The following is a 14,519-nucleotide window of genomic DNA, read 5'->3' as shown; positions in this document are numbered from 1 at the left end:
TGGAGCGGTTGTCATCGGTGCCAGCAGCGCTGATGACGGCCGCCGGATCGAGTGTCCGCGCAACGGGCTTATCGAGATCATCCGTCATCCTCACCCATGGGAGCCACAGCAGTGCCTGGAGAGAACCTCACCCGCATCGAGGCGCAGGAGCGCCGCGCGATCGTCGAGACGCAGTCCTACGAGATCGCGCTGGACCTGACGAAGGGCGCTGAGATCTTCGGATCGCGCACCGTCGTCCGCTTCACCGCCACGGCGGGTGCCGCGACGTTCATCGACCTGATCGCGCGCGAGGTGCGGCAGATCACCCTCAACGGCCGGTCGATCGACCCGGCGGCCGCCTTCGCGGATTCGCGCATCGCGCTCGACGGCCTCGCCGCCGACAACGAGCTGGTCATCGACGCCGACTGCCTCTACACGAACACCGGCGAGGGCCTGCACCGCTTCGTCGACCCCGTCGACGGCGAGGTCTACCTCTACTCGCAGTTCGAGGTTCCCGACTCCCGCCGCGTCTTCGCGGTGTTCGAGCAGCCCGACCTCAAGGCGACCTTCGCGTTCACGGTCACCGCACCCGAGCCGTGGAAGGTCGTCTCCAACTCCCCCACCCCCGAGCCCAAGAAGCACGGCGACGGCACCGCGACGTGGCGCTTCGAGCCCACTCCCCGCATCTCGTCGTACATCACGGCGCTCATCGCCGGCCCCTACGAGGCCACGTTCTCGGAGCTCACCAGCTCGTCGGGCCGCGTCATCCCCCTCGGCGCCTACAGCCGAAAGAGCCTCTGGCAGCACCTCGACGCGGACTACATCTTCGACAAGACGCGGGAGGGATTCTCGTACTTCGAGGAGAAGTTCGACTACCCCTACCCCTTCGCGAAGTACGACCAGCTGTTCGTCCCCGAGTTCAACGCGGGCGCCATGGAGAACGCCGGCGCGGTGACGTTCACCGAGACGTACGTGTTCCGCTCGAAGGTGACGGATGCCGTCAAGGAGCGTCGCGTCGTCACGATCCTGCACGAGCTCGCCCACATGTGGTTCGGCGACCTCGTCACGATGAAGTGGTGGAACGACCTGTGGCTCAACGAGTCGTTCGCCGAGTGGGCGTCGACGATCGCCACCGCCGAGGCCACCGAGTGGACCGAGGCGTGGACGACCTTCAACGCCATGGAGAAGACCTGGGCGTACCGCCAGGACCAGCTCCCCTCCACGCACCCCGTCGTCGCCCAGATCAACGACCTCGAGGACGTGCAGGTCAACTTCGACGGCATCACGTACGCCAAGGGCGGCTCGGTGCTCAAGCAGCTCGCCGCGTGGGTCGGCATCGACGCCTTCTTCTCGGGCGTCGGCGCGTATTTCAAGAAGCACGAGTGGTCGAACACCGAGCTCTCGGACCTGCTGACCGAGCTCGAGACCACCAGCGGCCGTGAGCTCTCGACGTGGTCGAAGAAGTGGCTCGAGACCGCGGGCGTCAACACGCTCTCGCCCGAGATCGTGACGGACGTCGACGGCACGATCACGCGCTTCGCCATCGTGCAGACGGCGCCGGCCGACTACCCGACCATCCGCCCTCACCGGCTCGGTGTCGGGTTCTACGAACTCGACGGGGATGCGCTCGTGCGTGTGCACCACGTCGAGCTCGACGTCGACGGCGACCTGACCGAGGTGCCTGAGCTCAAGGGCCGCCGGCGCCCCGCGCTCGTCCTGCTGAACGACGAGGACCTCGCCTACGCCAAGATCCGCCTCGACGACCAGTCGCTGCAGACCGCGATCGACCACCTCGGCAAGATCACCGACCCGCTCGCGCGGTCGCTGGTGTGGGGTGCCGCGTGGGACCAGACGAGGGATGCCGAGACCTCGGCGTCGGACTACGTCGACCTGGTGCTGCGCAACATCGGTGCCGAGACCGAGTCGACCACGGTGCGGACGACCCTGGCGCAGCTGCAGCTGGCCGCCAACTCGTATGTGGCGCCCGAGAAGCGCGACATCACCCGTGCCCGCGTCGCCGACGCACTGTGGCGGCTCGCGGAGTCCGCCCAGGCGGGCAGCGACAGCCAGCTGCAGTTCGTCACTGCCTTCGCCTCCGCGGCCGCCACGCCGAGCCAGTGGGAGAAGGTGCGTCAGGTGCGCGAGGGCGAGGCGACGTTCACCGGCCTCGAGATCGACACCGACCTCTCGTGGCAGCTGCTCGTGTCGCTCGCCGCCGGCGGTGTCGTGACCGCGGACGAGATCGACGCCGCCCTCGCGGCCGACAACACGGCGAAGGGCGGCGAGTTCGCGGCACAGGCGAAGGCGGCCCTGCCGACGGCCGAGGCGAAGGCCACGGCGTGGTCGTCGCTCGTCGACAGCGACGACCAGCCGAACACGATCGTTCGCGCCGCGTCGCTCGGATTCGTGCACCCGGCGGGTCGGGAGCTGCTCGACGGCTTCGTGGAGCGCTACTTCGACGCGCTGGTGCCGATCTGGGACTCGCGCACGTACCAGATCGCGCAGTACCTGATCGTCGGGCTCTACCCCGCGCCGCTGGCGAACGTCGCCCTGCGCGACGCCACGCGTGCCTGGCTCGAGGCGAACGCCCATGCCGCTCCGGCGCTGCGCCGCCTCGTCGCCGAGAACCTCGCGGGTGTCGAGCGGGCGCTCTCGGTGCAGGACCGCGACGCTCAGTAGGACACACTCCCGGCGTGGTACCCAGGTACCAGTCGCCGTTCACCAAGACCCTCCTTGCGGCCGACGCGGCCCAGGGAGGGTCTTGCGTAGCGTCGAAGACATGATCGTCGCAGAGAATCTGAGCAAGAGCTTCGGAGCCAAGCACGCCGTCCAAGACGTGAGCTTCACCGTCCAACCGGGCAGGGTGACCGGGTTCCTCGGTCCGAACGGTGCCGGCAAATCGACCACGATGAGGATGATCGTCGGACTCGACCGGCCGACCAGCGGCCGGGTGACCGTCGACGGCCGCGACTACCGTCGGCTGCATTCGCCGCTCACGGAGGTCGGCGTGCTCCTCGACGCGAAAGCGGTGCACACCGGCCGGAGCGCCCAGAACCATCTGCGGGCGATGGCCGCGACCCACGGCATCCCCCGTCGACGCGTCGACGAGGTGATCGAGATCACCGGGCTCAGCTCGGTGGCACGCAAGCGCGCCGGCGGGTTCTCGCTCGGCATGGGTCAGCGCCTCGGCATCGCGGCCGCGCTGCTCGGCGACCCCCGGACGCTCATCCTCGACGAGCCGGTCAACGGCCTCGACCCCGAGGGCGTCCTCTGGGTCCGGCGGTTCGTCCGGCACGCGGCATCCGAGGGCAAGACGGTGCTGCTGTCGAGCCACCTGATGAGTGAGATGGCCCTCACCGCAGATCACATCATCGTGCTCGGACGCGGCAGGGTGCTCGCCGATGCGTCGGTCGACGACCTCGTTCGTCAGTGGACGCGCGCCACGGTGCGCATCCGCACGCCGCGGGCGGTCGAGCTGGCCGAGCTCATCGCGCGAGACGGCGTGACGGTCACGCACCTCGCCGACGGGCTGATGGATGTCGAGGGCGCTGCCGCTCAGGACATCGGCGATCTCGCCCTCGCGCACGGCATCGCCCTGCACGAGCTGACCCCCGCATCCGGCACCCTCGAAGACGCGTACCTCGGGCTGACCGGCGACGACGTCGAATACAAGACGAAGGACATCTGATGACCACCGCACTCGCTCCCGCCCCCACCACACCGGCGCGTGCTTCCGCCGCCGACTCCCCTTACCGTCTCTCCTTCGCGCGCCTCGTCGCCTCCGAGTGGATCAAGTTCACGAGCCTCCGCTCCACCTGGTGGTCGATCGGACTCGTCGCCGTCGTCTCGATCGGCCTCAGCCTGCTCATGGCCTTCTCCTACGCGGCCTTCGCCGGTGACATGCCGCCGATGTCGGTCGAAGAGGCGAACCGGCAGGCCGTGCAGGTCGTGGTGTTCAGCACCGTCCTCACGCAGCTGCTCGCCGTCGTGCTCGGCACGATCACCGTGACGGGCGAGTACTCGACCGGGATGATCCACTCCACCCTGACCGCCGCGCCGGGGCGTGTGGGTGCGCTGTTCGCCAAGGCCCTCGTCGTCGCCGTCACCATGCTCGTGACGAGCGCCGTCGTGTTCGCGATCGCCGCCGCCGTGTCGGGTCCCGTGCTGCCGACGGGCGCCGTCGATCTCAGCCATCCCGACAGCTCCCTGATGCCGCTGCTGGGTGCGACCGTCTACCTCGCCATCACCGCCGTCGTCGGCGTGGGCATCGGCTTCATCATCCGCAACGGGCCCGGTGCGCTGGCGGCCGGGATCGGCCTCGTCTTCGTGGCGCCGATCCTCGTGCTGTTCTTCCCCCGGCTCGACTCGTTCCAGTGGATCCACGATGCGGCGAGCTACCTGCCCTCCAACGCCGGGCAGTCGCTCTTCATGGGCGCGCCGATGACCGGGGAGCTCCTGGAGCCCGTCCCGGCGCTCGTCACGCTCGCCGCCTGGGCCGTGGTCGCCATCGCCGGAGGCATCGCCGTGCTGAAAACGCGCGACGCGTAGAGTCGATCGGTGTCCGAACACCCAGACATCGTCCTCGGCCGGGAGTCGCTCCCGGCCGAGGACGAGCTGCGTCTGCCGAAGCCGCCCGGCATGTTCCGGCAGTTCTGGGCGCGGCATCCGCTCGGCACCGACATCCTGATCGCGGTCATCGCGCTCCTGATCTCCATCCCCGCTGTCACGGTGCGCTCGGCACTGCCCGAGCCGATCGATCCATGGATGATCGGCGCCGGGCTGGCGCTGGTTCTCGTCGGCTGCGTCGCCCTCGTGTGGCGGCGGCGCTGGCCGCTGACGGTCTTCGCCATCTCGCTTCTTCCTGCCCTGCTGATCGAGCCGGGGCTCGCGGCGACGCTCAGCGGACCGGTCTCGCTCATCGCGATCTACTCGGTCGCGGTCTATCGCGGCGTGCGCGCGTGCTGGATCGCGTTCGGCGCGGCGGCGGGGCTGATCGCCGTGCGCACCCTGGCACTGGTGCTCACGCAGCCTGCGGTCGCCGTCGCGCAGATCAACGTCGACGTGTCGACGACGGTCGCGCTGCTGCTGGGCGCACTGGTCGGGATCAACGTCGGCAATCGCCGCCGTTACCTCAGCGCCCTCATCGACCGCTCCCGTCAGCTGCTCGTGGAGCGGGACCAGCAGGCCGCGCTCGCCGCCGCATCCGAGCGTGCCCGCATCGCCCGGGAGATGCACGACATCGTCTCGCACTCGCTCACCGTCATCGTGGCGCTGTCCGAGGGTGCGAGCGCCACCGCAGATCCGGTGCGCGCACGCGAGGCGAGCCGGGCGGTGGCGGCGACCGCCCGCGAGGCGCTCTCGGAGATGCGGATGATGCTCGGTGTGCTCCGCGGCGCAGGCTCGGCGGACGACGCGCCGCTCGGCCCGCTGCTCGACGCGTCACTCCACGACGTCATCGAGGCCGCACGCGCGGCCGGGTTCCCCGCGACGCTGTCGGTGTCCGGCGACCCGGACGTTCCCTCCGCCCACCGGCTTGCGATCCTCCGGGTCGTGCAGGAGGCCATCACCAACGCCATGAGGTACTCCCGCGACGGGAGCTTCATCCGCGTGACCACGGCGTATTCGCCTGGCGGTGTGCGCATCGTCGTGGAGAACGACGGGGCTCACCCCGAAGCGGAGTCGGCGGGTGCGGGCTGGGGACTGCGCGGCCTCCAGGAACGGGTCGGCACGCTCGGCGGCACGGTCGTCGCCGGCCTCGCCGCTCCCGGACTCTGGCGGCTGACCGCCGAGCTGCCGATGGATGGCGAGCGGGAGGAAGCTGAGCCTGCGGAAGGCGAGCGCGAGGGAGCCGAGGATGAGGGAGCGGAGCATGGCTGAGCCGACCACGATGGAACCGATACGGGTGCTGCTGGTGGACGATCAGCAGCTGATCCGCCTCGGGTTCCGGCTCGTGCTCGAGGCGGAGCAGGACATCGCCGTCGTCGGAGACGCGTCGGACGGCGTCGAGGCGGTCTCCGCGGTGGGCGCAACTCATCCCGACGTCGTGCTGATGGACGTGCGGATGCCGCGGATGGACGGCCTGGAAGCCACGCGGCGCATCGTCGCCGAGCATCCGAGCGTCCGCATCGTCGTGCTCACCACGTTCGACCTGGACGAGTACGCCTTCGCGGCGCTGCGCGCCGGAGCCAGCGGGTTCCTGCTGAAGGACGCACACCCCCACGAGCTCACCGGCGCGATCCGCGCCGCGCACGGCGGGGACGCGGTGCTGGCACCCCGCGTGACGCGCCGCATGCTCGAGATGTTCGGCGATCGGCTTCCGGTGGATGCCGCCGCCGACGCGCGCACGCGCGACCTCACCGAGCGCGAGCAGGAGGTCTTCGTCGCGATGGCACGCGGGCTCACCAACGCCGAGATCGGCGCGGAGCTGTTCGTCAGCGAGTCCACGGTGAAGACCCACGTCGGGCGCGTCCTCGCGAAGCTGGGCGCGCGGGATCGGGTCCACGCCGTGATCCTGGCTCACCGCCTGGGCGTCGTCCCGCGCGATTCCGGGCGACCGGGCTGACACGACCCCGGACACTCCCTGAGCCCACGTCCGTCTCGGCCTGCGCCACTCGGCCGATGCTCGGGCGACGCTCGTTAGGATCGACACGATGCTCCCCTTCGACACGACCACGCCGACCGCCGATGCCCCGGACATCACGACGCCCGAATTCTGGACCGGCGTCGGCTCGTTCTTCGTCCTCGCGGGATGGAATCTGCTCGCGGTGATCGGCATCATCGTGGGCGCGCTGGTGGTCACCTGGATCCTCCGGCTCGTCATCCACCGCGTGGTGAACCGCATCGTCAACGGCGCGAAGAACAAGGCGAACGTCGACGACACGCAGGCCCTGGAGCGGTCGCCGCTCGCATCGGTGCGGCTGGTGCAGCGCACCCGCACGCTGGGCTCGATCCTCAGCAACATCGTCAACGTGACGATCGTCATCGTCGCACTGCTGCTCATCCTCAACGTCCTCGCGCCGACGGCGCTCGGGTCGCTGACCCTCCTCACCGCCGCCATCGGCGCCGGTCTGGGCTTCGGTGCCCAGAACATCGTCAAGGACGTGCTGAACGGCATCTTCATCGTCGCCGAGGACCAGGTCGGCATCGGCGACGTCGTCGACCTCGGGCTCGCCACCGGCATCGTCGAGTACGTGAGCGTCCGTGTCACCCACGTGCGCGACGTCAACGGCACGCTCTGGTACGTCCGCAACGGCGAGATCACCCGCATCGGCAACCTGTCGCAGGGCTGGTCCCGTGTCATCCTCGATCTGTCCGTCGCCACCGACTCCGACATCGACGAGGTCGAGAAGGCGATGCTCGACACCGCCAAGGCCCTGGCCAAGGACCCGAAGTGGCGCACGCGCATCCTCGAGCAGCCCGAGGTCTGGGGCCTCGAATCCATCTCGGGCGACGCGCTCGTCATCCGCCTCGTGATGAAGACCCGCGCCAACGCGAAGGACGACGTCGCCCGCGAACTGCGCATGCGGCTCAAGCACACGATCGACGAGATGGGCATCACGCTTCCCGCACTCACTGCCGTGATGCCCACGGGTATCGAAGGCGCGCAGCGCGTCCGCGGCGCGAACCCCCCGAAGACGAAGCCCACTCCCGTCGCGGCCACGCCCGAACGTCCGGTGTGGAAGCCGAAGCGACCCACCAAGAAGCCCGCTTCCCCGCCCTCGGGCGAGGAGCCGGGGACCACTCCGGGAGGAACGCCATGACCGATTCCACGCCTCCCCAGCCGACTGCCGGTGGCGCTGCCCCGGGCGCGTCGGAACCGGCCACGCCCCTCAGCTTCTACGACGAGATCGGCGGGCACGAGACCTTCGTGCGCCTGGTCGACGCGTTCTACCGGGGCGTCGCGGACGACGATGTGCTGCGACCGATGTATCCCGAGGAGGACCTCGGGCCCGCGAAAGAACGTCTCACACTGTTCCTCGAGCAGTACTGGGGCGGCCCCACGACCTACAGCCAGGAGCGCGGGCATCCGCGCCTGCGGATGCGTCATGCGGCGTTCCATGTGGATCCTGACGCGCGCGACCGCTGGCTGGCGCACATGCGCATCGCCGTCGACGACCTCGATCTGCCGCCGCTGCATGAGACCACGCTCTGGGACTACCTGCAGCGCGCCGCGTACGCGATGGTGAACACGTTCGAGCCCGCAGGCATCGGGCCGTCCGCGGGCGTCCGCAGCGCAACCGGTCTGCCCGTGACGCCGGCGCCGCCGGCGGATCCCGGCGCCACCGGCTGAGACACCGCCCCGCACCGCTTCCCAGACCGCCTCCCGACAGCCCACCCCAACGCCGACGAAGGAGTCGACATGCCCCTCGCCACCCACCAGACCGACATCCTCGTCATCGGATGGGGCCTCGCCGGTCTCGTCGCCGCGGCGGAAGCCGTGGCCGCCGGCAAACGGGTCACGATCGTCGACCAGGAGCCGCGCTCCAATCTCGGCGGTCAGGCGTGGTGGTCGTTCGGCGGGCTGTTCTTCATCGACTCGCCCGAGCAGCGCCGGCTCGGCGTCCGCGACTCCCTCGAGCTGGCACGGCAGGACTGGCTGGGCAACGCCGGCTTCGACCGCGAGGAGGATCTCTGGCCCCGCCGCTGGGCGGAGGCGTACCTGCAGTTCGCGCATGAGGAGAAGCGCGCGTGGCTGCGGGAGAAGGGCGTCGGCTTCTTCCCGATCGTCGGCTGGGCAGAGCGCGGCGGTTACTCGGCCACGGGCCCCGGCAACTCGGTGCCGCGCTTCCACGTCACCTGGGGCACCGGTCCGGGAGTGGTCGCACCGTTCCAGGCGGCCGTCGAGTCGGGCGAGGCGGACGGACGCGTGACGATCCTGCCGCGGCATCGGGTCACCTCGCTCACCGTCGAGGCCGGCACCGTCACGGGTGCGGCGGGCGATGTGCTGGCGCCGTCGGGCGCGGCACGCGGCGTCGCCAGTTCTCGCGAGGTGGTCGACGCGTTCGCGATCACCGCCGGCGCGACGATCGTCTCGTCCGGCGGCATCGGGGGCAACCACGAACTGGTACGCCGGTGGTGGCCCGAGCGCCTGGGCACTCCCCCGGCCACCATGCTGACCGGTGTCCCCGCGTACGTGGACGGCTCGCTGCAGCCGGTCAGCGAGGCCGCGGGTGCCCGCCTCATCAACGGCGACCGCATGTGGCACTACGTGGAGGGCATCCAGAACTGGGATCCGGTATGGCCGGATCACGGCATCCGCATCCTGCCTGGACCGTCGTCGGTCTGGCTCGATGCGACCGGCAACCGTCTGCCGGTGCCGCTCTTCCCGGGTTTCGACACCCTCGGCACCCTGGCGCATCTCCGTGCCACCGGCCACGACCACTCGTGGTTCGTGCTGTCGCAGCAGATCATCGAGAAGGAGTTCACGCTCTCGGGCAGCGAGCAGAACCCCGACCTCACCGGCAAGGACGTGCGCCTGCTGGCCAAGTCGCGCCTGGGCAAAGGGGCGTCGGGCCCCGTGCAGGCGTTCATGGACCGCGGTGCGGACTTCGTCGTGCGCGACACCCTCGACGATCTCATCGCCGGCATGCGTGCCCTCCCCGGCGGCGACGTGCTCGACGCCGATCGTGTGCGGTTCGAGGTGGAGGCGCGCGACCGCGAGATGGACAACGACTTCACCAAAGACGCGCAGATCGCGATGCTGCGCTCGGCGCGCGCCTTCCGCGGCGACCGGCTCATCCGCACCGCCGCACCGCACCGCATCCTCGACCCGAAGTCGGGTCCACTCATCGCCGTGAAGCTGCACGTGCTGACGCGCAAGTCGCTCGGCGGCATCGAGACGGACCTCTCGGCGCGCGCACTGGGTGCGAACGGTGAGCCCGTGCCCGGCCTGTACGCCGCCGGCGAGGCGAGCGGCTTCGGCGGGGGCGGGGTGCACGGCTATCGCGCGCTGGAGGGCACCTTCCTGGGTGGATGCCTGTTCTCGGGCCGGGTGGCCGGCCGGGCAGCGGCGGCGGCCCTCTGACGGCTGCCCGCCGGCGCGAGGGCGTCTCAGCCCGCGGCTGGACCGGTGCGGCGCACGGCCGTGAGACCGGTCGCCACCGGACCTCGCACCAGCACGTGTCCGCGGGTCAGGCTGATGCGCGTCCACGGCCCGTTGGCGAAAACCCTCGCGGTCTCACCTCCGCTGATGAAGCCCAGGCTGAGCGCCGCGTAGGCGACGCCGAGCGGCAGGCCGCCCAGTTCGTCGGACGGTGCGCCCCACACCGCGGCGCGCACCGTCCGCACGACGTCTTCGCCGGCATCCGTCGGAACCGTCTCGGCCACGCGCGCGATGCCGGCCTGCGCCTGCGCCGCGAGGGTGGACGCATCGATCCCCGCGCGAGAGTCCCAGCCGCCCCGGGGCGGTGTGATGCCGGCCCAAGCCGGTGACAGCGCCGTCTCGGGCAGCTCGAGCGCGCGCGGGTCGTCCGCGACGGCGCGCAGGGCGGATGCGTCGACCACCAGGTCGCACTCCAGCTCAGGATCGGCGGCGAGGGTGCGCAGGGCCAGGACCGTCGGGGTAGGGTCGCCGAATCCGCGGGGAGCGAGCGGTGCAGCGGTCATCACGAGCACTCCGCCCTCTGCGCGCAGCCGCACCCCCTCGACCGTGACGCGCGAGGCTCGTCCGGCGAAGGTCAGGGCATCGGCGGCGGAATCGGGATCGGCGAGCAACAGGCGCTGGGACATCGCCCCCTAAGCTACCAAGCGGACCTGCGGGCGGCCGCCGCCCCGGAGAGGAGCACCCGTGGATGCGGAGTCGAACGCCGAGGTGGCGCCCGAGGCCGATCCGGTCGCGTCGATGCTGTCGGTGATCGATCTCAGTGCGTCGGATGCGCGCACCACGGAGGACATCTTCACCGGGGCTTCACAGTCGATGCCGCTCGGCCGGGTTTACGGCGGCCAGGTGCTCGCGCAGTCGATCGTCGCGGCGTCGCGGACCATCCCCGACGAGCGGACCGTGCACTCCATGCACGGCTACTTCCTCCGGCCGGGAGACTCGGCGAAGGGCATCACGTTCTCGGTCGACCGCATCCACGACGGGCGGTCCTTCTCCACGCGGCGCACACAGGCCTACCAGGAGGGCGTGCCGATCTTCTCGATGATCGCGTCGTTCCAGGACGAGGACCCCGGTCTGGAGCATCAGGAGGCGATGCCCGACGACGTGCCGGCGCCCGACGATCTCCCCGACGTCGAGTCGCACCTGCAGGGCCTGCATCCGATGTCCAAGCGCCTGTTCACCGACCGACCTGTCGATCTGCGGCACATCCCGTCGCCCATCTACGTCGCGGCGGACGCGGCGCGCTCTCCCCGGCAGGCGGTGTGGATGCGTGTGCGGCGTCCGATTCCCGACGATCCGGCCATCCACCGTGCGGCGCTGGCGTACCTCAGCGATCTGACCATCCAGGAGTCGATCCTGCGCGCCCACGGCGTCTCGTGGGCCACTCCCGGACTCAAGGTGGCCAGCCTGGATCATGCGATGTGGTGGCATCGCTTCGGGCGGGTGGACGAATGGATGCTGTATGTCCAGGAGTCGCCGAGCGCCCGAGGCGGCCGCGGCCTTGCGACCGGACGCATCTATGCCGCGGACGGCACGCTGCTCGCCAGTGTCGCGCAGGAGATCATGGTGCGTGTGCCCGACGCCGCCGAGCGCCGGGACTGAGCCTCAGCGACGCTTCGCGTACACGATGGGCTCGCCGACGAACGGCGCCCAGGCGGCGCGCTCGGCCGCTCCCCACCGCGTCGGGCGACCGCTGGCGGTGTCGACCAGGACGACGACGGCGGACGCCCGCGCGTACAGGACCTGCGCGTCGTTCCCCTCAGGGCTGAACACCTCGTAGCAGACCTCCACGCTCGAGCCGCCGATGCGGCCGACCCAGAGCTGGACGTCCAGCGGCTTCTGCCCGTAGGGCACGGGTCGCAGGTACTCGATCTCCTGCCGTGCGACGAGAGTCGCCCGCGAGCCGCCGCCCTCGAGGACCGACATGTCGAAGACCGCGGTGGCCGCGGCATCCGTCCCGTCCTCGGGGCGCCAGAAGGCGCGCAGGCGCGCTTCTTCGAGCAGCTTGAGCATGGAGGTGTTGTTGACGTGCCCGAGCGCATCGAGGTCGCCCCAGCGCAGGTGGATGGGCACGTGCAGGCGCCGGCCGCTCGGAGCGGCCGTCCGTGCCGTGTCGCCGGTGTCAGTCACGCGTGAGCTTGCGGTAGGCGGTACGGTGCGGCCGGGCGGCGTCGGCGCCGAGGCGCTCGACCTTGTTCGTCTCGTACGCTTCGAAGTTGCCCTCGAACCAGTACCACTTGTCGGGGTCGTCGTCGGTGCCCTCATAGGCGAGGATGTGCGTCGCGATGCGGTCGAGGAACCAGCGGTCGTGCGTGATGACCACCGCACAGCCGGGGAACTCGAGCAGCGCGTTCTCGAGCGACTGCAGCGTCTCTACGTCCAGATCGTTGGTGGGCTCGTCGAGGAGCAGCAGATTGCCGCCCTCCTTGAGCGTCAGCGCCAGGTTGAGGCGGTTGCGCTCACCGCCCGAGAGCACGCCGGCCTTCTTCTGCTGATCGGGCCCCTTGAACCCGAACTTCGAGACATACGCACGCGAGGGGATCTCCGTCTTTCCCACCGTGATGATGTCGAGGCCGTCCGAGACGACCTCCCACAGGGTCTTGTTCGGATCGATGTTGGAGCGCGACTGGTCGACGTAGCTGATCTTGACGGTCTCGCCGATCTTGAGGTCGCCGGCGTCGAGCGGCTCGAGGCCGACGATCGTCTTGAACAGCGTGGTCTTTCCGACGCCGTTCGGGCCGATCACGCCGACGATGCCGTTCGGCGGCAGGCTGAAGCTCAGACCGTCGATGAGCGAACGACCGTCGAAGCCCTTCTGCAGCTTCTTGGCCTCGATCACGACGCTGCCCAGGCGCGGCCCCGGCGGGATCGTGATCTCCTCGAAGTCCAGCTTGCGGGTGCGGTCCGCCTCCGCCGCCATCTCCTCGTAGCGCGCGAGACGCGCCTTGGACTTGGCCTGGCGCCCCTTCGCGTTGGAGCGGACCCAGTCCAGCTCCTCCGCCAGGCGCTTCGCGAGCTTCGCGTCCTTCTTGCCCTGGACCGCGAGGCGCTCCGCCTTCTTCTCGAGATAGGTCGAGTAGTTGCCCTCGTAGCCGATGAGGCGACCGCGGTCGACCTCGGCGATCCACTCGGCGACGTTGTCGAGGAAGTACCGGTCGTGGGTGATGGCGATCACGGCGCCGGGGTACTTCTGCAGGTGCTGCTCCAGCCACAGCACGCTCTCGGCGTCGAGGTGGTTGGTGGGCTCGTCCAGGAGGAGGAGGTCGGGCTTCTGCAGCAGCAGCTTGGTGAGCGCGACACGCCGCTTCTCACCGCCGGACAGCGGGGCGATCTCGGCATCGCCCGGCGGGGTGCGCAGCGCATCCATCGCCTGCTCGAGCTGCGAGTCGAGGTCCCACGCGTCGGCCGCGTCGATCTCCTCCTGCAGCACGCCCATCTCTGCCAGCAGTGCGTCGAAGTCCGCATCGGGATCGGCCATCAGCCCGGAGATCTCGTTGAAGCGGTCGACCTTCGCCTTGATCGCGATCCCGTCCTGGATGTTCTCGAGGACCGTCTTCGTCTCGTCGAGCTCCGGCTCCTGCATGAGGATGCCGACGCTGAAGCCGGGCGCCAGCTTCGCCTCGCCGTTCGACGGCGTGTCGAGCCCCGCCATGATCTTCAGGATCGTCGACTTGCCGGCGCCGTTCGGGCCCACCATGCCGATCTTCGCGCCGGGAAGGAACGCCATCGTGACGTCATCCAGGATCAGCTTGTCGCCGACCGCCTTACGGGCTCGGACCATGGAGTAGATGTACTCAGCCATGCGGGTTTCTGCTCTCCTCGGACTTCGGACGTCAGCGTCCCAGCCTACCGGCCTCACGGCGGGCCGACTCCACGGCGGTGCCTGCGGGCGGGCGCCGCCGCCGACCGGTCGAGCGGGCTGTCACCAGTCGATGGGGCGCGTCTCGCCGACGAGACATGTGCCTTCGGCGAGAACCGGCACCACCACCGTGACGGGGTTCCCCGTGGCGGGACCCACCTGGCCGACGAGGCACTCGTCGCCCCATCGCACCGAGAACTGGATGCTCTCGGCCGGATTGCCCACCGTCGTCTGGTCGTTCGTGAGCTGCATCGCCGCCTTGTCGAACCCTGCAGCCGTCAGCGCGTCCACGTACGCTCGTCCGGCCACGCGGTTCTCCGATGCCCACACGGCCGCGGTCACCGATGTGAACAGCGGCAGATTCTCGGCGGCTGTGCCGTTCGGCATCAGCGTCGGCGCGGGCGGAGGCGTCGGCGTCGGATCCGGGGTCGGCTGCGCGCTCGACGCCGAGATGGTCGGGGTGGGGGTCGGGTCGGGAGTCTCGCCGGGAGCGCACGCCGTGAGCGCGCCGACGAGCAGAGTCGCCGTGAGCGCCCAGGTCGCACGACGACGCCGGTCGGGAAAGCCAGCGCGGGGCGGGAG

13 protein-coding genes are annotated in these 14,519 nt (G+C 70.1%); 9 read left to right on the top strand and 4 right to left on the bottom strand.

Annotated elements, in window-relative coordinates:
* Positions 1 to 111 precede the first annotated feature (111 nt).
* The 8 genes from pepN to ACI3KY_RS12930 all read left to right on the top strand — a co-directional run bounded on the left by pepN (position 112) and on the right by ACI3KY_RS12930 (position 10,003).
* Positions 112 to 2,658, top strand: a complete 2,547-nt coding sequence (gene pepN / locus ACI3KY_RS12965) for an aminopeptidase N (RefSeq protein WP_404930613.1) — start codon at positions 112 to 114, stop codon at positions 2,656 to 2,658.
* Between the two features lie 100 nt (positions 2,659 to 2,758).
* Positions 2,759 to 3,667, top strand: a complete 909-nt coding sequence (locus ACI3KY_RS12960) for an ABC transporter ATP-binding protein (RefSeq protein WP_404930582.1) — start codon at positions 2,759 to 2,761, stop codon at positions 3,665 to 3,667.
* The gene (locus tag ACI3KY_RS12955; RefSeq protein WP_404930581.1) at positions 3,667 to 4,527 is read left to right on the top strand and encodes an ABC transporter permease; all 861 of its coding nucleotides are present in this window, start codon (positions 3,667 to 3,669) and stop codon (positions 4,525 to 4,527) included. Before ACI3KY_RS12960 ends, ACI3KY_RS12955 begins: the two co-directional genes overlap by 1 nt.
* Positions 4,528 to 4,536: 9 nt before the next feature.
* The gene (locus ACI3KY_RS12950) at positions 4,537 to 5,856 is read left to right on the top strand and encodes a sensor histidine kinase (protein ID WP_404930580.1); all 1,320 of its coding nucleotides are present in this window, start codon (positions 4,537 to 4,539) and stop codon (positions 5,854 to 5,856) included.
* Positions 5,849 to 6,541 (top strand): response regulator, encoded by a 693-nt coding sequence (locus ACI3KY_RS12945; protein ID WP_404930579.1) that lies wholly within the window; start codon positions 5,849 to 5,851, stop codon positions 6,539 to 6,541. Before ACI3KY_RS12950 ends, ACI3KY_RS12945 begins: the two co-directional genes overlap by 8 nt.
* Before the next feature lie 88 nt (positions 6,542 to 6,629).
* On the top strand, positions 6,630 to 7,739 hold the full coding sequence (locus ACI3KY_RS12940; protein ID WP_404930578.1) for a mechanosensitive ion channel family protein: 1,110 nt from the start codon (positions 6,630 to 6,632) through the stop codon (positions 7,737 to 7,739).
* Complete coding sequence (locus ACI3KY_RS12935) at positions 7,736 to 8,269, top strand: globin (protein WP_404930577.1); 534 nt, start codon at positions 7,736 to 7,738, stop codon at positions 8,267 to 8,269. Before ACI3KY_RS12940 ends, ACI3KY_RS12935 begins: the two co-directional genes overlap by 4 nt.
* 69 nt (positions 8,270 to 8,338) lie before the next feature.
* Positions 8,339 to 10,003: an FAD-binding dehydrogenase gene (locus ACI3KY_RS12930; RefSeq protein ID WP_404930576.1), complete on the top strand. Its 1,665-nt coding sequence runs from the start codon at positions 8,339 to 8,341 to the stop codon at positions 10,001 to 10,003.
* A 26-nt stretch (positions 10,004 to 10,029) separates the two neighbouring features.
* Here the strand turns inward: ACI3KY_RS12930 and ACI3KY_RS12925 are convergent, their stop codons facing one another.
* Positions 10,030 to 10,707: a hypothetical protein gene (locus ACI3KY_RS12925; protein WP_404930575.1), complete on the bottom strand. Its 678-nt coding sequence runs from the start codon at positions 10,705 to 10,707 to the stop codon at positions 10,030 to 10,032.
* Positions 10,708 to 10,819: 112 nt separating this feature from the next.
* On the opposite strand from ACI3KY_RS12925, the gene ACI3KY_RS12920 reads away from it, so the two are divergent.
* A complete protein-coding gene (locus tag ACI3KY_RS12920) occupies positions 10,820 to 11,680 on the top strand; it encodes an acyl-CoA thioesterase (protein ID WP_404930612.1) in 861 nt (286 codons plus the stop codon).
* 3 nt (positions 11,681 to 11,683) lie between these two features.
* Here the strand turns inward: ACI3KY_RS12920 and ACI3KY_RS12915 are convergent, their stop codons facing one another.
* The 3 genes from ACI3KY_RS12915 to ACI3KY_RS12905 form a co-directional block, all read right to left on the bottom strand.
* Positions 11,684 to 12,208, bottom strand: coding sequence for an acyl-CoA thioesterase (locus ACI3KY_RS12915; protein WP_404930574.1), 525 nt, complete (start codon positions 12,206 to 12,208; stop codon positions 11,684 to 11,686).
* Entirely contained in the window at positions 12,201 to 13,880 is a 1,680-nt protein-coding gene (ettA, locus tag ACI3KY_RS12910; RefSeq protein ID WP_404930573.1) for an energy-dependent translational throttle protein EttA, read from the bottom strand. The genes ACI3KY_RS12915 and ettA overlap by 8 nt, the downstream gene beginning before the upstream one ends.
* A 120-nt stretch (positions 13,881 to 14,000) precedes the next feature.
* A partial coding sequence (locus ACI3KY_RS12905; protein ID WP_404930572.1) for a DUF6993 domain-containing protein occupies positions 14,001 to 14,519 on the bottom strand: 519 nt, incomplete at its 5' end.

The sequence above is a fragment of the Microbacterium sp. ZW T2_14 genome (assembly GCF_044987405.1).
Lineage (GTDB): Bacteria > Actinomycetota > Actinomycetes > Actinomycetales > Microbacteriaceae > Microbacterium.
Note: the sequence above shows the minus strand (reverse complement) of the source record. Positions and strands in the feature narration are given on the sequence as shown.

Excerpts from the sequence above, each read along its gene's own strand:
- ACI3KY_RS12920 (WP_404930612.1), top strand. The coding sequence starts at position 10,820 with ATGCTGTCGGTGATCGATCTCAGTGCGTCGGATGCGCGCACCACGGAG.
- ACI3KY_RS12930 (WP_404930576.1), top strand. The coding sequence starts at position 8,339 with ATGCCCCTCGCCACCCACCAGACCGACATCCTCGTCATCGGATGGGGC.
- ACI3KY_RS12960 (WP_404930582.1), top strand. The coding sequence starts at position 2,759 with ATGATCGTCGCAGAGAATCTGAGCAAGAGCTTCGGAGCCAAGCACGCC.
- ettA (WP_404930573.1), bottom strand. The coding sequence starts at position 13,880 with ATGGCTGAGTACATCTACTCCATGGTCCGAGCCCGTAAGGCGGTCGGC.
- ACI3KY_RS12945 (WP_404930579.1), top strand. The coding sequence starts at position 5,849 with ATGGCTGAGCCGACCACGATGGAACCGATACGGGTGCTGCTGGTGGAC.
- ACI3KY_RS12925 (WP_404930575.1), bottom strand. The coding sequence starts at position 10,707 with ATGTCCCAGCGCCTGTTGCTCGCCGATCCCGATTCCGCCGCCGATGCC.
- ACI3KY_RS12955 (WP_404930581.1), top strand. The coding sequence starts at position 3,667 with ATGACCACCGCACTCGCTCCCGCCCCCACCACACCGGCGCGTGCTTCC.
- ACI3KY_RS12940 (WP_404930578.1), top strand. The coding sequence starts at position 6,630 with ATGCTCCCCTTCGACACGACCACGCCGACCGCCGATGCCCCGGACATC.
- ACI3KY_RS12935 (WP_404930577.1), top strand. The coding sequence starts at position 7,736 with ATGACCGATTCCACGCCTCCCCAGCCGACTGCCGGTGGCGCTGCCCCG.